We start from the raw sequence: 19,762 nt of genomic DNA on the forward strand, positions 1-19,762 counted from the left end.
GAGTACAAGCACAAGCTTAAACTCAAACTCTCTGAATTCACAATAAATATTATGGATGATCCATTTCAATTAAATAGATTTTCCGTTTAGCAATTTGTGGTTGTATTGTTGCAATGGGACGAATATTTTCTAAAGTCCAAGCCCAGTATCCTGCTTCCCAATAAGAGGCCTGTGCAGGCTCAATTTCATCTTCAGTCCAAGCATGGACTTCTCGCACATCCACCATTGCAATGGCATGCCCCATTTCCTCCGCACCTTCTTGGTGTAGAAAATGCTGATTTTCGACAATCACTAAATTCTTTAAAGGCAATTGCTCAGGTCGCCAACGGCGCACTTCCAGTGTTTTTAAACCATTGACAATTTTTTGCCCTGCAGGAGCCACAATAGAAAGTGCGAAATAGGTTTGCATGCTGAATTCACCATAAAAAAAGGAGCAATTATTGCTCCCTTTCTTTATTAAGCTTTTGGTTTGTCTTCGACAGATTTAACTCGAATACCCATACCTTTCACTTTCAGCGTATTTAAACCTTTAATCGCTTTAATTGCTTCACGGCCATTTGGCATTTCTACAAAACCGAAACCTTTAGATTTGCCCGTTTCAGCATCCATCACTACCACTGCTGATTCAACCTTACCAAAAGGTTTAAACAATTCCAGTAATTCTGCTTCTGTTACCGAGCGCTCTAAGTTACGTACTAAAATATTCATTCAATTTTCCAAATAGGCAGCGTCCTCAAAAAGCATTTGCCTATGGTTGCTTTTTGAACTTGCGTGCTCAATCACGTCAATGCACTATTTTAATCGAGATCGATGCCAAAATCTAAATTAATCGACTTACGCTCAATTAAAGCAGTTTTTACTGTTTGTTCACGTTGCTTATAATGTGTTTCCATCGTACATAATTGACGCGTCATATCATTAAAAAAGTAGCTTTGAACTTTGCGTCCTTGCTCATCAACGGTTTCACGCGCCCAATGATTTAAGTTTTGCTTGGTTAAAATCAATTCATTTTGCGCACGAGTTAAAGCCACATACAGTACACGGCGCTCTTCCTCTACGGCATCAAAATCGCCTGCTGCCCGTGAGTTTGGATACTGTCCTGGGCTAACATTGGCCACATAGCAGACTTTCTGCTCTGTCCCTTTGGCAGAATGAATAGTAATTAAAGTCACGACATCGGTATCGGATTGGCGTTCAATTTCAGAAATAGATACCGGATCAAGCACATAAGCTTCTAAAAACTCTGCCAATTGATCGTGCTTAGACGCCAGTTGTTTGACCAACTCAAAATCACCTTGGCGACGTGGCCAATCCTTTTTATAGTTCTCCGCCAACTGCGTTTCAATCGCTTGAATGGCCAAGCTCACACACGCTTTAACCTGATCTTTGAGCACCGACATTTGCTTCATGATCAATATCGCTTCTGCAGGCACTTTACCAAACTTCTCTAATTGCTTTGCAATACCATCAATGTCGTGTTCAAGTAGCAATTGCTGTGAAAGCTTACTCGCGCCTACATCCCCCACACCATTCCACAAGGTTAAAAAGCGCATCCAAGCAATGTCATCAAGTGGATTAGACATGAGGCGAAGCAGGCTCATCAGATCTTTTACATGCGCTGTTTCAAGCAGTTTCATGCCACCAATAAAGCGATAAGGCACGTTGGCAGCAATGCAGGCTGCTTCAATACTACGGGCGGCAAAGCTCGAACGTACCAGCACCATGTGATCTGACCATTTGTTGCCTTGTAAATAATGGCGCTCTTTAATATCAATCGCAATCCATTTGGCTTCATCAAATTCATTTGGGAAAATATGCATTTTCGGCTTAATGCCTTCCCCACGATGCGCATCTAAACGTTTGTCATATTTAATTTCAGATTCATCTAATAACCAATTAGAGAGGTCTAAAATTTCTTGAGTCGAGCGGTAGTTTTTTTCCAGTTTAAAGATTTCAGCATTTGGCACTCGCTCTTTAAAATGATGAATGTTTTCAAAGTCTGCACCGCGAAAGCCGTAAATGGACTGCGCATCGTCACCCACGCAAAATAAACTTACACGATCCTTCAATGGCTCTAATAAAGCCCATTGCAAGGGATTGGTGTCCTGCATTTCATCGACCAACATATAACGACAAATCGACGCCACATAATCCACTAAACCATCAGACTCCGCCAAAGCCTTCGCCACAATGGCTAAAATATCATCATAATCTAAAAATGCACGGGCACGTTTGCGGGCTTCGTACTCTTTCATAATGTCCGCAATCTGGTCTTTGAGCGCCAAATATTCGGGCATTTGTTTTTCTAGTGCTTCACTCAGTTTTTGACGGGTATTGCGTGCATAAGAATATAGATCGCAAAGCTCAGCAGGCTTAGGTAAAAAGTTAGGATTTTTTTTATCGTCGCGCCCACGAATCAAGCGAAACATCATATTTTGATCATCACGATCAATAATGGAAAACTGCTCTAAACCAAAAGCTTTTGGAATACGGCGTAGCAAGTACATACAAAAAGTATGAAATGTCGATGCTCGCAAGCCCTGTGCTTGATCGCCCAAGGCCAGTTCAACACGTGCCACAATTTCACTGGCCGCACGACGGGTAAAAGTTAAAATTTGAATTTGATTGGCTGGTACACCTTGATCAATTAAATAAGCTGCACGCGCCACGATGGTTTTGGTTTTACCACAACCTGCCCCTGCCAAAACCAAGCTATGCTGTGCTTCTGTTGTTGCGGCTTGTTTTTGTTGCGGGTTTAATTCATTAATCAGGTTGGCTAAACTCATGGTGTCTCATCGTACGGGTTAGGCCTATAGTTTAGCAGAGCTGTATGCAGAAAACTTGATGAACAAAGCTAAGCTGAGATCACAAGAAAGGCTCAGTAGCGGTACAAAAGTGGCTGAATTTCATTTTGTATCAGCCAATTAGTTTATACGTATTTTAAAAATAAGCATAAAATATTATCGATACACTCTGATGGTTTTATTGTCTAGCACTTCATAGCTCAGACCCAATCGCTGAGTAGTCACATCAAGATAAGTTAAAAAATTTTGATCTCTTAAATTGATGGGAAAACTCCTTTTTTTATCCACGCTTTGATCAATCACAACCTTAATCCCTTTTTCATGCTGAATGAGATATGCGGCTGTTTGAATTGAATTATCATTAAATCGAAAAGACGTTTTATTTCCTTGTTTTAATCTGTCTTTCACTTCATGAGTGGCATCCGCATGAGCAAAGCCAAAACTCTGCAGCCCCAACATCGACACTAAAAAGATTATTTTTTTCATATTTGATCGGCTTTGTTGCACAAAGATTTGAAATGCAAAGCGCCCCTAATTGATCCAAATTTAAGGCGTAACTTGGGTAAGTGGGCGACCTAATTCCGTAAATCTGTTAAGGACTGCTACACGTGCATGGATCTCATTCACCTGACTAGGAAAGCTTCTTGCCATTAATTTATCGCCTAATAATTTGATGCAATGCATCTTGGTTTCCACCAAACTGCGGCGATGATAGCCTGACCATTTTTTCCATAATGTCCTGCCTAAATGTTTAACTGTTCGAAGTAATTCATTTCGCTCTAGCGAGCTACTCTTTGTATCTTTCCATGGTTTCGCATTTTTTCTAGGTGGAATCACCGCATGCGCTTGCCGATCTGCAATGACCTGACGGCATTGCTTGGTGTCATAAGCTCCATCGGTATAAACAGAGTCAATCTGCTCATCTTGTGGAATCTGATTAAGTAAATCACCAAGCACCTGTGAATCACTGACATTATTGGTTGTGAGCTGAATAGCGCGTATTTGTAGGGTTTTGGCATCTATACCAATATGTAGTTTACGCCATTGGCGACGATATTCAGCTCCATGTTTCTTGCGTTTCCATTCGCCCTCACCTAGAAACTTCATGCCTGTAGAGTCTACGAGTAGATGCAGCCCATCGCTACTTTTTTGGTAGCTGATTGCAATATCAATATGCTTTTGTCTTCTACAAAGCGTACTGTAATCTGGTGCGGTCCAATTTAATCCGCAAAGTTTAATCAGACTTTGCACAAAGCCAGTGACCATACGTAAAGACAAACGGAATAGAGATTTAATCATTAAGCAGCATTGGATAGCTGCGTCGGAGTAGGTTTGATTTCGCCCTTGTTTGCCTTTTGATGGAGCATACCATTGCGTAGCAGGATCAAACCAAATGGCAATATTTCCGCGACTCATGAGTGCTCGGTTATATGCGGGCCAATTGGTTGTGCGGTAGATTTTGTGTGTAGGCTTCTTCATTTGAAAATTATATCGCTGAAAAAGCCTTTACAGATAGGTTTGTGCAACAAAGCCTATTTGATCTCAATAAACATTATTTCAATAATTTAGCTATATTTTCACACGCTTTTTGCAAATTCATTTCCGCATTTTTGAATGCATCTTCCAAGGCACAATTTGGTGGATTAATCCCAACAATCTGCGTAAATCCTAAATCATAAAGTTCAGCTATACTCTCACCCACCACACCAGCAAAAGCAATTACAGGCTTATTGAACTGCTTCGCCACCTGCGCCACGCCATACGGTGTTTTACCCAATTTGGTTTGATGATCAATTTTACCTTCGCCTGTCAGCACATAATCTGCCTGCGCAATTTTTTGCACCAGCTGCGTCTGCTCAATCATCAGCGCTATGCCTGATTGAATGGATGCGCCTGCAAAAGCCATCAGACCAAAACCAAGTCCACCTGCGGCGCCTGCACCTTGAACATTGCGTAAAGTACAACCCAGTGTCGCTTCAACGACATCAGCATAGTGGCTAAGGTTCTGGTCTAACTGTTGTACCATCTGCTGTGTTGCGCCTTTTTGTGGCGCAAAGATATAGGATGCGCCATTTACACCACACAACGGGTTATTGACATCACTAGCAATAATGATTTCGGTCTGTACTAAACGAGTGTCGAGTTGGGTCACATCAACCTGTACAACTTGATGTAGATTTCCGCCACAAACCTCAATTTCTGTAGCTTGATCATTTAAAAATTGAACCCCGAGTGCCTGTGCCATACCAGCACCGCCATCATTGGTTACACTTCCGCCTAAGCCAATAATAATTTTATTCACGCCTAAATCTAATGCTGCCTTGATCATTTCTCCCGTGCCATAGGTCGAAGTCAGTGACGGATTTCGGGCCCTAACTGTCACAAGGTGAATACCATTGGCTTTTGCCATTTCAATAACTGCGGTTTTTCCCTCATCGATAAGACCAAAATAGGTATGAATACGTTGATTAGGCAAAGGCCCTCTAACTGTGATTGCATGTGTTTGCCCATGGCAAACACTGAGTAATGCATCCACAGTGCCCTCACCACCATCGGCCATTGGAACGGCAATAACATCTGCATGTGGAATAACATTTAAAATGGCACGTCGCATTGCGTTACAGGCTTGCTGCGCACTCAGACTTTCTTTAAATGAATCGGGAGCAAGAACAAAAGTGGTCATCTCAATGCTCAAAATAAACCTTGTCCTAAACCATAACGGTTTTAAAATAATAGGTATATCTAAATATCAAAAAGGCTCGAAATGTCTCGAATTAACTTGGGTCAGTCTGCACCTGAACTGTATAAAAAAGTTGCCGAACTAGATGCTTTGGCCATGCAAAAAGTCCAAGAAGCACAGTTGAATGAAGGCTTTGCACATTTGCTTAAACTCCGTGCCTCACAAATTAATCAATGTGCATTTTGCATTCGGATGCATGCTCAAGATGCCCTCAAAACAGGTGAAAGCGCAGAGCGAATTGCGCTTTTGAATGCTTGGCGTGAAACCGAATACTATGACCAAGCAGAACGGGCAGCTTTAGCTTTAATGGAAGCCATCACGCTTATTGCCGTAGATCAAGTGCCCGATGCGATTTATGAAGATGCTTTACCCTTTTTAACGGATGCACAAATTAGTGCCATTGAATGGCTAGCGATTGTCATTAATGCATGGAACCGAATTGCGATTAGCAGTCGCTACAGCGTGAAGCCTTAATTGCATACTAAAAAGAGCGCCTTAGCGCTCTTTTTTACATCTGATTACTTCTAAGCTTATTGATCTGCCGAGCTCTTTGGCACTTCACGGCGAATATATGAAGCCAAAGTCAGATAGTTAATTCCTTGGAATAAAATATCGACTGCTAAAAATAACCCCAACACCCAAAATGGCGCATCAGGCGACATGAAGATAATCACGCCAGTAATTAAAGTCAGTAAGCCTGAAAATAAAGTCCAACCCCAGCCTTGTATCGCACGGAATACAAGCGCACTCAAGACACGAATCACACCTGCAATAATTAAAATAATCGCCAGAATATTGGTCAAGATAATGGCCGTTTTGACTGGCGTACTAAAGGCATAATACCCAGCAACCAAATACAAAAGACCAAACAACGCCCAAAGCCAGCGAAACCCTCCTTCAAAAATTTTAAATGCGGCCACAAAATGCAACAGACCACCAATCATCATGAGCACACCAAAAATAAACACCACAGACAGTGTCGCAAAAGGCAAAGCGGCTAATAAGACAACGCCAAAAATGGTCAGTAAAATGCCCAAGCCTAAATACCATTTACGATTTTCATGTAATTGATGTCGAACTAAATCATTTCCTACTGTTCTCATATTCTTCTCAAGTCAGATGGCTTTATTGAGTTGTAACACGTTCTGTACTAAAGCAAAAGTCCAAAAGTTATACACAGTTTTCCATCAAATCGTACTTAGGACTGTGGATAAAATTTGAGTTATCCATAGTTAAGGTTTGAGCCAACCGACTTCTTGTGCTGTTTGTGTATTGATCAACGTTTGCGCTAAATGCTCTGGCATTTTACTTTGCGTCGCTGAAACTGGAATATGCCCAGCCATGAGTTCAGCCTTAGCCTGTGGATAGCGCGGTAACTGTTCTGGATACGCATAACCCTGCGGAAAAATCGGTTGCCCCGTTGCTAAATCATACTTATCGGTTGCGCCAAAGGCATGTAAAAGCTCATGTACCAAGACAATTTTATTTTGCGCACCTTGCTTTTTGGATGCGAATAAATTCACTGAGCCGATGCGTCCATTTTCAAGTGCTGTTGAATGCTTTAACTCTCGCATTTGGCGCGGATCATAATAATTTAGATATAGCGTTAAGCTGGCAGGACCATCACTTTTTTGCTGATTGTTCCATGCATAAAAACGGAACTTTAAGCTCCATAACATGACATCTAAAATATTGGCCTGATCGGGTACTTTGGGAGGCAACTGTTTCAACTCACGTCCTAAACGGAAGTAAAAATAGGTCGGTTGCCCACGAAATTGCTGCGCATAGTTTTGTAAATATTGCTGTGCGCCATCTAAATCTCGCTCAGAAAGATGTTGGATATAGGTCTGGGTTGTCGCTAAACCATCGGCATTAATTGGATGTAATAATACAAATACAGGCTTGTTCCAATCCTGATTTTTATCTCTATACGCGTTGAGAGCAACAATCCCCAACACGATTAATAAGCACAGAATTCTTATTTTTTTCCACATGTTAATTTAAACCAAGACACGATTTACTTTAATATATTTGTTTTTTTCAATATCTTTAAAATCAATCCATCCTGAATGAATTGTCTCAATTGCTTCCTCATAATTTCTTATATTTAAATCTGTCTTTTTTAAGTATTCAATAACATCTGACATTTTTGCCCAACCATCATTGACGGCATATATATTAATTGCTTTTTGAACTAGCCGTAAAAAAGAGCTAAAACTACTTTTCCGAAGGTACATTTGGCTACCTTTCATTTTGGTCTCAAACACACCTAGTGCCTTAATTAATGTTGAAAGCTTATCTGATCCATAGTTTCTTGTATCAAAATCAGGCTTTACCGCATTAATATACCCTCCAACTAAACCTAAATAAGCCCATCCACTATCGTCTGAATTATCTTTCACAGCCTTATAAATCAAATTTAATGTAGCTTTATCTATATCTAATTTTAAATTTTCTTTTTCGAGTTTTTCATTTTTTAATGGCTCTTTAATATTATTCTTACTATCTGTTAGATCAGTTGCCTCTCTCATCTCTTCTTTTTCAACTGTGAGCAGATTTTCAACCGAAATAAATTTATCACATGCTTTCTTAAATGCTTCTGGCGTAGTTTTTTTTCCAAAACCAAAAACAGTAAGCCCGTTTTCACGAATACGGGATGCTAATGGCGTAAAATCACTATCACTTGAAACAATGCAAAAACCATCTAATGCGCCTGCATACAATAAATCCATCGCATCAATAATTAAAATCATATCCGTAGCATCTTTACCTTTTGTGTAGGCAAATTGCTGTACAGGCGTAATTGCATGAGGAAGTAAAACATCTCTCCAATTTTTTAATGTTTCACTACTCCAATCACCATATACTCGCTTGACACTAGCTATTCCGTATTTTGCGACTTCTTCAAGTACCGAAGGTATCGCCTGTATAGATGAGTTATCAGCATCGATCAAAACTGCAAATTTTTTAGTTTGTAATTCCATCTTTCCCCACAAAAAATTATTTATTTCAAATTGTTGCCTTTATTTATATTGCCATAAAAAATGCCGGCAATCGCCAGCATTTTTTACATCTTAAAATTTACGCTTCAATCCACTTTCCATCTTGGTAAACCAATGACCACTTGGTTTGTTTCCCTTCAGGCGTTTCAGAACCTACATATTGTGCTTGGTTCTTACGGCTAAATTTCACCAAGGTTGGATTACCTTCAGGGTCTACATCTGGTGCTTGTAAAATAAACTGATATTTTGGATCCAGTTGTTCTGCAACACTGCGTAGCTCGGCTACTTTTGGCGCACGTGTTTCACGAATTTTCGGGAACTTGCTAGCAGCCAAGAATAAACCTGCAGCACCATCACGAAGAACAAAGAAGTCGTCGTGTTTTACTGAACGGAGATGTTCCATCTTGATTGGATCAACACGCGGTGGTGCAGCTTGACCATTCTTCAGCACTTTACGCGTGTTATCACAACTTGTGCACGCGAAATACGGGCCAAAGCGACCAGTTTTCAGTTGCATCTCGCCATCACATTTGTCACATGGAATGGTTGGACCATCATAACCCTTAATTTTGAACTCACCTTCTTCAAGCTCAAAACCATTACAGTCTGGGTTATTACCACAAATATGTAATTTACGACCGCCGTCAATCACGTAGCTGTCCATCGCTGTTTCACAGATCGGACAGCGTTTTTTCGACATTAAGTCCGCTGTTTCTGCTGCATCATCATCAGATAATGCCGCTAAGGACTCAACAGGTGTTAAGTTTAATGTGCCTTTACAACGCTCTTTAGGTGGCAAGTTATAGCCTGAACACCCTAAGAAAACGCCCGTCGTACCCGTACGAATCTGCATTGGACGTTCACATTCTTTACAGTGAACAGCTGCAACTTCTACAGGTAAGTTACGGCGCATACCGCCTTCACCTTGCGCATTGGTTAAACGTGTTTTGAAATCACCATAGAAGCTATTCAGTAACTCTTTCCAATTACGCTCGCCATCTGCAACTTTATCCAGCTGACCTTCTAAGTCTGCGGTAAAGTCATAATTCATTAGGTTATTAAAACTTTCATCCAAGCGGTCTGTCACAATCTCACCCATCTTCTCTGCAAAGAGACGACGGTTTTCAAGCTTCACATAACCACGGTCTTGAATGGTTGAAATAATAGCGGCATAAGTCGATGGGCGGCCAATGCCTTTTTTCTCTAACTCTTTGACCAATGATGCTTCAGTAAAGCGTGCTGGTGGCTTAGTAAAGTGCTGTGATGGATCTAACTTTTCAAGTTTAAGCACTTCACCGACTTTCACCGCAGGCAACAGTACATCATCATCAGATTTGTTTTGCCCACGTACTTTGGTAAAACCATCAAACACTAAGGTACGACCTTTGGCTTTAAGTTCTACACCATTGGCATCCACTAAAATAGTCGAAGATAAATATTCTGCTGGCGTCATTTGGCACGCTACAAACTGACGCCAAATGAGGTCATATAAGCGTTGAGCATCACGCTCTACACCCACTAAGCTATCGCCTTTTAAGCCCACAGTTGAAGGACGAATCGCTTCATGGGCCTCTTGTGCACCGGCTTTGTTGCCATAACGATTTGGCTTGGCTGGTAAATACTTCTCACCAAACTCAGACTCAATATGGCCACGAACCATATTTACCGCATCATCACTCAAGAATGTTGAGTCTGTACGCATATAGGTAATAAAACCTGCTTCATACAAACGCTGTGCCAGCATCATAGTTTTCTTCACAGAGAAACCTAAACGCGTGCTGGCTGCTTGTTGTAATGTTGAAGTGATATACGGCGCGCTTGGATTGACCTTGGTTGGCTTATCTTCACGTGCTGAAACGGTATAGTTGGCATCTTTTATCAGATTTAATAACGCATCAGTTTGCGCTTTGTTCTGAAGTTTAAGTGTTTTGCCATTTTGCTTTACGGCTTCTAAGCGAATGTCATCTTTTGCAGATTTGGTATCTGCAAAGACTTGCCAGTATTCCTCTGGAATAAACGCACGAATATCTCGTTCACGCTCGACCACCAGCTTAACCGCAACAGACTGTACTCGACCTGCCGATAAACCACGGGCAATTTTTTCCCACAGCAATGGCGAAATCATAAAGCCAACAACACGGTCCAAGAAACGACGTGCTTGCTGTGCATTCACTTTGTTGGTATCTAAGCGCGATGGATTTTTAAAGGCTTCTTGAATGGCATTTTTGGTGATCTCGTTAAATACCACACGCTGATAACGTGAATCGTCACCACCAATCACTTCTTTTAAGTGCCAAGCGATCGCTTCCCCTTCACGGTCCAAGTCCGTTGCGAGATAAACCTCGTCAACCTGCGAAGCAAGCTTTTTCAGTTCTGAAACGACATTTTCTTTACCAGGAAGCACTTCATAATGCGCTTTCCAATCATGTTCTGGGTCAACCCCCATACGATTAACCAAAGCATTTTGAGCTTTTTCAGCCTTCTGTTCATCGGTTAATTTGGTACGAGTTGCAGGTTTTTTTTCTGCAGTTTTTGCTGAGCCACCTGTTGGTAAGTCACGTACGTGACCCACAGATGATTTAACAATGTAATCCGAACCTAAATATTTATTGATTGTTTTCGCTTTTGCAGGCGACTCCACAATCACCAAGGCACGCTTCTTACCAGCTTCGGGAGATTGCGCTGTGCTGCTTTTTGATGTGGACCGAGGAGCGTTCGCCATAATTAACCATTAATCCTGTTTTATTTAAATAATTAAAGTTCAGCCAAAGAATGTAAATATGCTTTCATATCTTCAAGCTGTGTTGCTCTGAGGTCTGATTCTTCATCCCAGAATATACCCACACAGTTCGCCTGCATATCAATAGCATAAATGCCCTTTAATGCAACGGGTAAATCCTTAAACTTGTCGTCGCCATACACCAATTCTAGTTTTTGATCGACCACACGCGCACGCATTAAGGGTAAGCGGGCATCTGGAATTAAAACACTGTAGTACGCCACCATACTGGCACGTTTCTCAGACGCCATTGGGATTTTTGTCCACTCTGGTGCGGCCACCAAACGCGGGTGCAAAGACATTTTTCGCGCCTTATCACGCATAATGCCCAAAGCCTTTTCACGAGGATTGACCCGAAGTCCAAAAATAGACCCTAACACAAACACAACAATGAAGACTGTAATCCAAATTCCAGTATTTTCCATAGCACAACCTTTACATTCCTTTATTAGAGTTGCACAAGCACAATATAAAAGGCAAGATCAAAATAATTAATGCTCAGCTTATTTGTTCATTTTCGATAAAATGAATCCTTTGATTTGCACGGCTTTTGTACCATTCCACCTTTTCTTCCAACAGCGTGTCGTCTAAAAAGGCCTGTACTCTAAAAAACTGGCCTATGTTAAAACAAGCTTTTATTCGCGTTCTGTGACAATCACGTAAAACACTGATGATTTATTGGGCATCTCTAACAACCAGCGAAATCGTAGGCATGAAAAAGGCGATTTTTTAAAACCGCCTTGGATCGACATGCGCATTAATTTAAAAACATTTCATGACTATAAATGACTTCATGACCATTCCAATAAATATAACCTTTATCCAATAATTCTTTGAGTAATAAACGAATATCAGATTGCGGGAACATTTCACTCAGCACATCACGTAGCGCATAAATATCTTTGGGTTTTTGCGCATTTAACAGGTTAAGTTTTTTAATGACTTCCAACTGTACGGGGTCAACTTGCGCAAAGTTGCGATATAAATCCAGTACTTGTATATCAGAATCCCCTACTGATTGTTCTTCGCCTGTAGGTTTATTTAGCTGGGCCATAGCGTCACTTAAATTGGTCACAGGTGCAACCGATTCCGTTTGCTCTAAATCCAGTTTTAGCCACTGTTTGAGTATCTTTTTACGGAAATTCACCTGCTCATCATAGCGCTTTACAATTTTCAGGTTAATCAACATTCCCACCAAATGCTGTGCTTTTTCAGGCAAAACTTGCAAGATGTTTTCAACTGAATTTCTCAGTGCTTCAACCGTATTTGGCTTACCTGTCATTTTACCTAAAGCATCGCAATATTTTTTCACCAATTGCAAATGTGGTTTCGCCTTAATGGTGCTTACACTCGGCAAATGATGCGGTTCGCTGTGAGCGGCAGGTATGTCTTCTTGAATTTGAATTAAGCTACATGAAATATCTGCATTACTCAGCATATCTAATAGCATTTCGCTACTGTCCATCGCCGAGATAATTTCGACATGACTGTCTGATTCCAATAAAGCCATTAATTGCCCAACCACAACAGCATATTCAAATTCTTTTTGCGCCGCACTTGGCGTGTCTAGAATAATAATCTTCCCACTGCTGACCCAGCTTGAAAATTCTGTTAAATCCTCAAGCGAATATTCAAAATATCCTTTGCAATTCAATAGATATAAAACAGGATAATGTTCAATAATTTCGCGCAACAGACTGGCCGTTGGCATATTATTTTCTAAATCAAGCAATACGGCTTTGGAACTCATAATCAGAAAAATCGTGCAGGAATTTTATTCAGATGCGCATTACAGCGGTACATACCGCAAAGGTCAAGCGATCTTATTCAGGAATTGTAAATCATCATGAATTTAGCAAATGCAATATCAAACACACAGAAGCGTTTTCCATTGAAAAACGCGCATCTATGATATTTATTTGCATTTATCCAGTATGTATCTGGCCATTAATAGTGTGGTGGGCGATTGGTCATTGGATCGAAGGCTGCAATTCCTTCAGATAAATCTGCAGACTCAACGCGCTGGTAAAGTAGCTGCATCTGCTTCTTTAAATTAGCTATTTCCACCGATTGAAGTGCGACTTGATCATTCAGTTGTTCAACTAAATCGTCTAAAAATGCAATTCGGACTTGCAAATCTTCAATGGGTGCGGAAAATGACGCCTGATTATCCAAATTCTGTTGTTTAGTCATTTTAAGTCCTCATTTGAGATTTTCAGGAAACATTATGGCCTATATTACTTTAAGGGATGTCCAACTAGCGTTTGGTGGACCTGCCTTGCTCGACGGCGCGAATTTTAACTTAGAACGCGGCGAACGAGTGTGTTTGATTGGCCGTAATGGTGAAGGTAAGTCTACTTTACTTAAACTGATTGAGGGAAGCTTATTGCCCGATCATGGTGAAATTGCGCTACAAAACGGCATCACCATTTCGATGTTGACGCAAGATGTACCCATGTCATCAGGTAAAGTTGCAGATATCGTTGCCGAAGGTGCGGGTGAAGCAGCCGCAATTTTAAAAGCCTACCATGAAGCCAGCGAATCATGTGTACTGGGTGATATGGATGCTTGCGAACGCATGGGCGAATTGCAACATCAAATGGATTTACATGATGGCTGGTCACTTGAAACTAAAGTGAATGCCATTTTAAGCAAAATGGGCCTAGACCCAGAGGCAGACCTTTCAGACTTATCTGGTGGTCGTAAACGTCGTGTGCTCTTGGCACGTGCGCTATTAACACAACCTGATGTGTTATTACTCGACGAACCAACCAACCATTTGGATGTTGAAAGCATTGAATGGTTAGAAAAGTTCTTACTCGATCAAAACAATTTAACTTTATTGTTTATTTCGCATGACCGTGCATTTGTCGACAGTCTAGCTACACGTATTGTTGAATTAGACCGCGGTATTTTGCGTAGCTATGAAGGTAACTATTCACGTTACCTCGATCTCAAAGCACAGCAAATGGAAGCTGAAGAAAAGCAAAATGCACTGTTCGACAAACGCCTAGCCGAAGAAGAAGTCTGGATTCGTCAGGGCATTAAAGCGCGTCGTACGCGTAATGAAGGCCGTGTTCGTGCTTTAAAAGAACTTCGCGAGCAATCCAAAGCACGTCGTTCACAACAAGGTAAAGTGACGATGGCGACGCAAGAAGCGAGTCGCTCAGGCAAAGTGGTATTCGAAATTGATAACCTAAGCGTACGCTTTGGCGACAATGCACCAATTATCAAAGATTTCTCTGCATTGGTATTGCGTGGCGATCGTATTGGCTTAGTAGGTGATAACGGTGTAGGTAAAACAACACTGATTAAAGCCATTTTAGGTGAACAAGAACACACTGGCGTAGTAAAAACAGGTACTCAACTTGAAGTGGCATACTTTGACCAATTACGTAATGCACTTGATCTTGAAAAATCAGTAAAAGATAACGTATCTGAAGGTTCTGATCATGTCGATGTAAATGGTAGCCGTCGTCATATTTACAGCTACTTACAAGACTTCTTGTTCTCTCCAGAACGTGCGCGTACGCCAGTAAAAGCACTGTCTGGCGGTGAACGTAACCGTATCTTATTGGCTAAGCTCTTACTTAAACCATCTAACCTCATTGTGATGGATGAACCAACCAACGACTTAGATATGGTGACCTTAGAACTGCTTGAAGAAATGCTCGGCAACTACAAAGGCACTTTATTGTTGATTTCGCATGACCGTGCATTTATGGACAACGTTGTGACCTCTACATGGGTATTTGATGGTAAAGGCACCATTGATGAATATGTGGGTGGTTATCAAGATTATTTAGAGCAACGCCCAGATCAAACAGTCGTTGATCAAAAAAGTGCGGTAAAAAAAGCCGTTGCAAAAGCGGAAGCTGCAGCCACTGCTCCTGCAAAAAAAGTGAAGTTGAGTTATAAAGACCAACGTGCGCTGGATCAACTCCCTGCCGAAATTGAAGCCTTAGAACAGGAGCAAGCACAGCTTTCTGAAAAGCTTGCAGATGGCTCTTGGTTTATGAAAGATGCAGATGCAGCGACTCAAGCTTCACAGCGTTTGGCTGAAATTGATGATCTGATGTTAGAAAAAATGGAGCGCTTAGAAGAATTGGAAAATATGACCAAGTAATTCTACGCACACAAAAAAACGCCACTTCACGTGGCGTTTTTTTGTGAACTGAAAAAGCGATCTTCTAACAGCACATTTTGCTTCAAAATAAGCCTTAAGATTGCATTAAGATGATTGACATCTCGCATTCACTTTAACTTCAACCAATCCACTGATTTGGCCCAGCCTAGGACCCGTATGCATTCAAAAGACTTTGCCAATACCGTGTATGTGGTCAAAATTTTATCTTGTGCCATTATCATGGTTTTACTGGCATTAATTTTTGATAAAGACAAAGACACCAATTTCTTTTTATGGGGCTCATTAACTGCATTTTTCACCCTGCAATATGACTTAAAACAAAAAATTAACTTTAACCAAGTCACGGGCAATTTTATTGGCTCAGTGGTCGGAATTATCATTTGGATTGCCATGTCCAAAGCCAGTTTTTTACACCTCTATTATATTAATTTGGAATACTTATTTTTGGTGATCGGCATTACCCTCACCACCATTATTTGCGTAAGCTGTAAGGCCAGCCAATTTACTGGCATTGCATTATCGAGCTTTTTGATTGTCACCGTGTACGACGTTGGTCACCACACAATTGATGGCGCATTATTAAGAATTGCCTACTGCTTGATTGGCTGTCTTGTCGCTTTTTTAATTGAAAAAATTTCCTTAGCGATTTTGAGCAAAATATCACATCTTAGTTAAATACATATTGAAAAGAACCTGATTGGTGATTCTGACTTCAATCAACTTTGGTTTTCATCCCAAAGCTTGCTATGGTGCAATGCAGAATGCTGAAAAAGGATGGAAATATGCACATTCGTGATCAAATTGTCTTAGTGACTGGTGGTGCACGTGGACTCGGTTTAGCCATTACACAAGCGCTGATTGCAGAAGGCGCAAAAGTGGTGGTGAACTATCATTCAAGCCAACACACAGCGGCGCAGTTGATGGCGCAACATCCAAAGCAAGTATTTGCAGTGCAAGCCGATGTGACCAACAAAGCCGAAGTTGAACGTTTATTTGCGCAAGCTAAAGCACACTTTGGGACAGCCATTCATTCCGTTGTTAACAATGCTTTGGTACATTTTGAATTTAATGGTGATGCACGCCCAAAGCTAGAAGACCTCACTGCTGAAGGCATGACGCGCCAATTTGATGGCGCTGTATTGGCTGCACTCTATACCACACAAGCAGCCCTTGCCGATATGAAACAAGCAGGCTTTGGCCGCATTGTGAATATTGGAACCAATTTAGTCCAAAACCCTGTCGTGCCTTATCATGACTACACCACCGCCAAAGCTGCATTATTGGCTTTTACCCGTACAGCAGCGCAAGATTTGGGCCAATATGGCATTAACGTCAATATGCTATCAGGTGGTTTACTGCAAAGCACCGATGCCAGCAAAGCAACGCCAGATTTTGTTTTTGACTTAATTGCATCTTCTACCCCGCTACGCCGTGTAACCACACCAGACGAATTTGCCGCTGCGATTCTCATGTTCTTATCACCTTATTCACGTGCGGTAACAGGTCAAAACCTCATTGTTGATGGTGGCTTAGTCAAAGGTTAAAGCAAGTCGCTATTTTCAACCTTGTGTGCAGGTTGAACTTTCTCTTTCAATTCAGCTTCATGCTAAACTGAATCCTATATTTAACCTGCATACCCTTCTTTTTTATGAGCCAACAGCCAGATTACCAACCCGGTGAATTTCAGTGGTCCTTTTTATTGCCCCAATATTGGGGAATTTGGATTGGCATTGTATTCCTGATGATCTTGGCCATTTTGCCTTGGGCCATTCAGCACCGTTTGGCCAAAATCTTGGGCAATACAGCATTTAAACATTTAAAGTCACGTCGTAAAACAACGCTACGTAATTTAGAAGTTTGCTTTCCAGAATGGTCAGCAGAAGAAGTTCAGCACAATGCTCGTCAAGTTTTTATCGATCAAATGATTGGCATATTTGAAACCCTCAATGCATGGTATAGCCCGCAGTGGTTTAAAAATCGGGTGAGCATTGAAGGTCTAGAGCATCTGCAACAGGCTCAAGCCGAAGGCAAAGGCGTATTACTCTTAGGTACGCATTCTACGTTGCTCGATGCAGGTGGTTATCTATGCGCTCAATATTTTGAACCCGATGTGGTGTATCGCCCGCAAAATAACCCACTGCTCGACATGCTGATTTACCGTTGCCGTAGTACCATTTATGCCAACCAAATTGATCATGACGATATGCGTGGCTTAATTCGCAATTTAAAAAATGGCCATGCCATCTGGTATAGTCCAGACCAAGATTTTGGACTCAAACAAGGCGTGATGGCACCGTTCTTTGGTGTTCCTGCTGCCACGGTTACGGCGCACCGTCGCTTGCTTAAAATTTCAAAATCAGTGGCTATTCCACTGTATTTTTACCGCACAGGTGATATTAAAGATCCGCGCTATCATGTTTTACTTGAGCCGATTGTAGACAATCTACCGAGTGAAGATGAAGTCGAAGATGCAATTCGTGTGAATAAAATTATTGAAAATCAGCTTCGTATTGCGCCCACTCAATATATGTGGTTTCACCGTCGCTTTAAAAGTCGCCCAGAAGGCTACGACGAAATTTACTAAAACACTTACCTTGATCAGTAGAGAATATTCATGAAAGTCATGCAGCTCTTACCCGAATTAAACAGCGGTGGCGTAGAACGCGGCACCTTAGAAATCGCGCGTGCCTTGGTTGCAGACGGTCATGAATCTTTGGTGGTGTCGCATGGTGGGCGTTTAGTCAACCAATTAGAAACGGAAGGCTCTAAACATTGCACTTTGGCAATTCATAAAAAAGCGCTCTCTAGCCTGTGGCAAATTCGTCCATTACGTCAGCTCATTGAAGCAGAACAACCAGACATTCTACATGTACGCTCACGTGTGCCTGCATGGCTGACACATTTTGCGCTCAAAGGTATTCCTGCACATAAGCGTCCGCACCTGATTAGTACAGTGCATGGCTTTTACTCGATTAATCGCTATAGCCAAATTATGACGCAAGCCGAAAAAGTCATTGCGGTATCGGACAGCGTGGTGCAGTACATTCAGGATAATTACAAAAACTGTCCCCCCCAAGATATTGTCAGAATTTTCCGCGGTATTGATCCTGTGGCCTTCCCACATGGCTACCAACCCTCAGCCCAGTGGATGATCAACACCTATAAAGATTTTCCACAATTGGAAAATAAATTTTTAATTTGCTTACCAGGTCGGATTACCCGCCTCAAAGGACATGAAACCCTAATTGATTTGATGCAACAACTGCATAGCCAATATCCACAGTTACATGCAGTGGTTGTCGGTGGTGCAGATCCTAAAAAGGCAGCCTATTTAGAAGAAATGCAAAACACCATTGCCACGAAAGGACTCACCGAGCACATCACTTTTGTGGGTCATCGCTCAGATATTCGTGAATGGCTGGCATTAATTAATGTGGTTTTATCTTTATCAAATCAAGCCGAAACTTTTGGTCGCACCGCACTTGAAGCCCTGTCTTTAGGTACGCCCGTTATTGGCTGGAAGCGTGGCGGTGTTGCAGAAATTTTAAGCCGTTTATACCCACAAGGTCTGATTAATGTAGATGATCAAGTGGCATTAATACACGCCATTCAACAACACATTGACACGCCACAACAGGTCGCAGAAGTCACAAGCTTTAGCTTAAAAGAAATGTGTGATCAAACTTTAGCGCTGTACAAACAAGTTGTTCAGGCTTCAAACTAACAAGCTCATAATCATCAAAAGCCGACACATAGCTGTCGGCTTTTCATGGTCTGATGGCTTTCAAATAGGGTCTTCGTTAAAAAAGCAACCTTGTTTCAACTACCCAAAAATCTACCCACGCCAAACGCGATAATACGCACTCAGCCAAATTAATAAGGGCATCAGGCTCATGTGGAGTATATTCCGTACACTTTCAGTGACACGCCAGTAGCCACGTTCTAAAATATCGTGCCGTGCCCCAAAGAGTTCCAAGGCCAAAGCCAGTCCGAGCACAGCCCAAATGGCATAATGTGATTTCAGTTGCCGCTGATGACACAGTGCAATCACAAAGAAAATAACCAACCCTAAATAAATATGACCTGCATCGGTCGATAAATGTGCCCACTGCTGAAAAGATATCAACCCTGTGCTCAGGCTCTGCATTGCCATACTCCATACTCTTATTTTTGTGTCGTACTTTTTTTCGAGCTTATTTTAAGCCGCAGAGATGACATAAGAAATACAGACTATCGATCTATTCTGGATCGATAAAAATGGGATGTTTAAAGCACAAAGCATGTGAATGC

The 19,762-nt window shown here is 41.5% G+C and carries 20 protein-coding genes; 6 read left to right on the plus strand and 14 right to left on the minus strand.

What is annotated here, in order from left to right; all coding sequences use genetic code 11:
* Window positions 1-49 precede the first annotated feature (49 nt).
* The 6 genes from C9E88_RS14060 to C9E88_RS14085 all read right to left on the minus strand — a co-directional run bounded on the left by C9E88_RS14060 (window position 50) and on the right by C9E88_RS14085 (window position 5,487).
* The gene (locus C9E88_RS14060) at window positions 50-409 is read right to left on the minus strand and encodes an ASCH domain-containing protein (protein ID WP_106985111.1); all 360 of its coding nucleotides are present in this window, start codon (window positions 407-409) and stop codon (window positions 50-52) included.
* Window positions 410-456: 47 nt separating this feature from the next.
* Window positions 457-708 carry an RNA recognition motif domain-containing protein gene (locus C9E88_RS14065; RefSeq protein ID WP_106985110.1) on the minus strand — a complete coding sequence of 84 codons (252 nt, stop codon included), beginning with the start codon at window positions 706-708 and terminating at the stop codon, window positions 457-459.
* 89 nt (window positions 709-797) lie between these two features.
* Window positions 798-2,786 (minus strand): ATP-dependent helicase, encoded by a 1,989-nt coding sequence (locus tag C9E88_RS14070; RefSeq protein ID WP_106985109.1) that lies wholly within the window; start codon window positions 2,784-2,786, stop codon window positions 798-800.
* A 174-nt stretch (window positions 2,787-2,960) separates the two neighbouring features.
* On the minus strand, window positions 2,961-3,290 hold the full coding sequence (locus C9E88_RS14075) for a hypothetical protein (protein WP_117006809.1): 330 nt from the start codon (window positions 3,288-3,290) through the stop codon (window positions 2,961-2,963).
* 60 nt (window positions 3,291-3,350) lie between these two features.
* Complete coding sequence (locus tag C9E88_RS14080; protein ID WP_099475569.1) at window positions 3,351-4,283, minus strand: IS5-like element IS17 family transposase; 933 nt, start codon at window positions 4,281-4,283, stop codon at window positions 3,351-3,353.
* Between the two features lie 73 nt (window positions 4,284-4,356).
* Window positions 4,357-5,487 (minus strand): glycerate kinase, encoded by a 1,131-nt coding sequence (locus C9E88_RS14085; RefSeq protein WP_106985404.1) that lies wholly within the window; start codon window positions 5,485-5,487, stop codon window positions 4,357-4,359.
* A gap of 81 nt (window positions 5,488-5,568) precedes the next feature.
* On the opposite strand from C9E88_RS14085, the gene C9E88_RS14090 reads away from it, so the two are divergent.
* On the plus strand, window positions 5,569-6,018 hold the full coding sequence (locus C9E88_RS14090; protein WP_106985403.1) for a carboxymuconolactone decarboxylase family protein: 450 nt from the start codon (window positions 5,569-5,571) through the stop codon (window positions 6,016-6,018).
* A 56-nt stretch (window positions 6,019-6,074) separates the two neighbouring features.
* Here C9E88_RS14090 and C9E88_RS14095 read toward each other — a convergent pair whose 3' ends face one another.
* The 7 genes from C9E88_RS14095 to C9E88_RS14125 form a co-directional block, all read right to left on the minus strand.
* On the minus strand, window positions 6,075-6,647 hold the full coding sequence (locus C9E88_RS14095; RefSeq protein ID WP_106985402.1) for an HdeD family acid-resistance protein: 573 nt from the start codon (window positions 6,645-6,647) through the stop codon (window positions 6,075-6,077).
* 129 nt (window positions 6,648-6,776) lie between these two features.
* On the minus strand, window positions 6,777-7,538 hold the full coding sequence (locus C9E88_RS14100) for a hypothetical protein (RefSeq protein ID WP_106985401.1): 762 nt from the start codon (window positions 7,536-7,538) through the stop codon (window positions 6,777-6,779).
* 6 nt (window positions 7,539-7,544) lie between these two features.
* On the minus strand, window positions 7,545-8,528 hold the full coding sequence (locus C9E88_RS14105; protein ID WP_106985400.1) for an NYN domain-containing protein: 984 nt from the start codon (window positions 8,526-8,528) through the stop codon (window positions 7,545-7,547).
* Between the two features lie 97 nt (window positions 8,529-8,625).
* Complete coding sequence (topA, locus tag C9E88_RS14110) at window positions 8,626-11,268, minus strand: type I DNA topoisomerase (RefSeq protein WP_106985399.1); 2,643 nt, start codon at window positions 11,266-11,268, stop codon at window positions 8,626-8,628.
* A 32-nt stretch (window positions 11,269-11,300) separates the two neighbouring features.
* A complete protein-coding gene (locus C9E88_RS14115; RefSeq protein ID WP_106985398.1) occupies window positions 11,301-11,750 on the minus strand; it encodes a hypothetical protein in 450 nt (149 codons plus the stop codon).
* 332 nt (window positions 11,751-12,082) lie between these two features.
* Window positions 12,083-13,075 (minus strand): hypothetical protein, encoded by a 993-nt coding sequence (locus C9E88_RS14120; protein ID WP_106985397.1) that lies wholly within the window; start codon window positions 13,073-13,075, stop codon window positions 12,083-12,085.
* 197 nt (window positions 13,076-13,272) lie between these two features.
* A complete protein-coding gene (locus C9E88_RS14125; protein WP_106985396.1) occupies window positions 13,273-13,518 on the minus strand; it encodes a SlyX family protein in 246 nt (81 codons plus the stop codon).
* A gap of 34 nt (window positions 13,519-13,552) precedes the next feature.
* Between C9E88_RS14125 and C9E88_RS14130 the strand changes: the two genes are divergently transcribed.
* The 5 genes from C9E88_RS14130 (at window position 13,553) to C9E88_RS14150 (ending at window position 19,196) form a co-directional block, all read left to right on the plus strand.
* Window positions 13,553-15,451, plus strand: a complete 1,899-nt coding sequence (locus tag C9E88_RS14130; protein ID WP_106985395.1) for an ATP-binding cassette domain-containing protein — start codon at window positions 13,553-13,555, stop codon at window positions 15,449-15,451.
* 177 nt (window positions 15,452-15,628) lie between these two features.
* Window positions 15,629-16,147 (plus strand): aromatic acid exporter family protein, encoded by a 519-nt coding sequence (locus C9E88_RS14135; RefSeq protein ID WP_106985394.1) that lies wholly within the window; start codon window positions 15,629-15,631, stop codon window positions 16,145-16,147.
* 107 nt (window positions 16,148-16,254) lie between these two features.
* Entirely contained in the window at window positions 16,255-17,016 is a 762-nt protein-coding gene (locus tag C9E88_RS14140) for a 3-oxoacyl-ACP reductase (RefSeq protein WP_106985393.1), read from the plus strand.
* A 104-nt stretch (window positions 17,017-17,120) separates the two neighbouring features.
* Complete coding sequence (locus C9E88_RS14145; protein WP_106985392.1) at window positions 17,121-18,056, plus strand: LpxL/LpxP family acyltransferase; 936 nt, start codon at window positions 17,121-17,123, stop codon at window positions 18,054-18,056.
* A gap of 30 nt (window positions 18,057-18,086) precedes the next feature.
* Complete coding sequence (locus C9E88_RS14150; RefSeq protein ID WP_106985391.1) at window positions 18,087-19,196, plus strand: glycosyltransferase family 4 protein; 1,110 nt, start codon at window positions 18,087-18,089, stop codon at window positions 19,194-19,196.
* 111 nt (window positions 19,197-19,307) lie between these two features.
* On the opposite strand, the gene C9E88_RS14155 is transcribed toward C9E88_RS14150, so the two are convergent.
* Window positions 19,308-19,625: a hypothetical protein gene (locus tag C9E88_RS14155; RefSeq protein ID WP_106985390.1), complete on the minus strand. Its 318-nt coding sequence runs from the start codon at window positions 19,623-19,625 to the stop codon at window positions 19,308-19,310.
* Window positions 19,626-19,762: the final 137 nt, after the last annotated feature.

Source organism: Acinetobacter cumulans (assembly GCF_003024525.3).
GTDB classification, from domain to species: Bacteria; Pseudomonadota; Gammaproteobacteria; order Pseudomonadales; family Moraxellaceae; genus Acinetobacter; species Acinetobacter cumulans.

Excerpts from the sequence above, each read along its gene's own strand:
- C9E88_RS14125 (WP_106985396.1), bottom strand. The coding sequence starts at position 13,518 with ATGACTAAACAACAGAATTTGGATAATCAGGCGTCATTTTCCGCACCC.
- C9E88_RS14150 (WP_106985391.1), top strand. The coding sequence starts at position 18,087 with ATGAAAGTCATGCAGCTCTTACCCGAATTAAACAGCGGTGGCGTAGAA.
- C9E88_RS14145 (WP_106985392.1), top strand. The coding sequence starts at position 17,121 with ATGAGCCAACAGCCAGATTACCAACCCGGTGAATTTCAGTGGTCCTTT.
- C9E88_RS14075 (WP_117006809.1), bottom strand. The coding sequence starts at position 3,290 with ATGAAAAAAATAATCTTTTTAGTGTCGATGTTGGGGCTGCAGAGTTTT.
- C9E88_RS14135 (WP_106985394.1), top strand. The coding sequence starts at position 15,629 with ATGCATTCAAAAGACTTTGCCAATACCGTGTATGTGGTCAAAATTTTA.
- C9E88_RS14065 (WP_106985110.1), bottom strand. The coding sequence starts at position 708 with ATGAATATTTTAGTACGTAACTTAGAGCGCTCGGTAACAGAAGCAGAA.
- C9E88_RS14105 (WP_106985400.1), bottom strand. The coding sequence starts at position 8,528 with ATGGAATTACAAACTAAAAAATTTGCAGTTTTGATCGATGCTGATAAC.
- C9E88_RS14060 (WP_106985111.1), bottom strand. The coding sequence starts at position 409 with ATGCAAACCTATTTCGCACTTTCTATTGTGGCTCCTGCAGGGCAAAAA.
- C9E88_RS14095 (WP_106985402.1), bottom strand. The coding sequence starts at position 6,647 with ATGAGAACAGTAGGAAATGATTTAGTTCGACATCAATTACATGAAAAT.
- C9E88_RS14120 (WP_106985397.1), bottom strand. The coding sequence starts at position 13,075 with ATGAGTTCCAAAGCCGTATTGCTTGATTTAGAAAATAATATGCCAACG.
- C9E88_RS14140 (WP_106985393.1), top strand. The coding sequence starts at position 16,255 with ATGCACATTCGTGATCAAATTGTCTTAGTGACTGGTGGTGCACGTGGA.
- C9E88_RS14070 (WP_106985109.1), bottom strand. The coding sequence starts at position 2,786 with ATGAGTTTAGCCAACCTGATTAATGAATTAAACCCGCAACAAAAACAA.
- topA (WP_106985399.1), bottom strand. The coding sequence starts at position 11,268 with ATGGCGAACGCTCCTCGGTCCACATCAAAAAGCAGCACAGCGCAATCT.
- C9E88_RS14085 (WP_106985404.1), bottom strand. The coding sequence starts at position 5,487 with ATGACCACTTTTGTTCTTGCTCCCGATTCATTTAAAGAAAGTCTGAGT.
- C9E88_RS14100 (WP_106985401.1), bottom strand. The coding sequence starts at position 7,538 with ATGTGGAAAAAAATAAGAATTCTGTGCTTATTAATCGTGTTGGGGATT.
- C9E88_RS14115 (WP_106985398.1), bottom strand. The coding sequence starts at position 11,750 with ATGGAAAATACTGGAATTTGGATTACAGTCTTCATTGTTGTGTTTGTG.
- C9E88_RS14130 (WP_106985395.1), top strand. The coding sequence starts at position 13,553 with ATGGCCTATATTACTTTAAGGGATGTCCAACTAGCGTTTGGTGGACCT.
- C9E88_RS14090 (WP_106985403.1), top strand. The coding sequence starts at position 5,569 with ATGTCTCGAATTAACTTGGGTCAGTCTGCACCTGAACTGTATAAAAAA.
- C9E88_RS14080 (WP_099475569.1), bottom strand. The coding sequence starts at position 4,283 with ATGAAGAAGCCTACACACAAAATCTACCGCACAACCAATTGGCCCGCA.
- C9E88_RS14155 (WP_106985390.1), bottom strand. The coding sequence starts at position 19,625 with ATGGCAATGCAGAGCCTGAGCACAGGGTTGATATCTTTTCAGCAGTGG.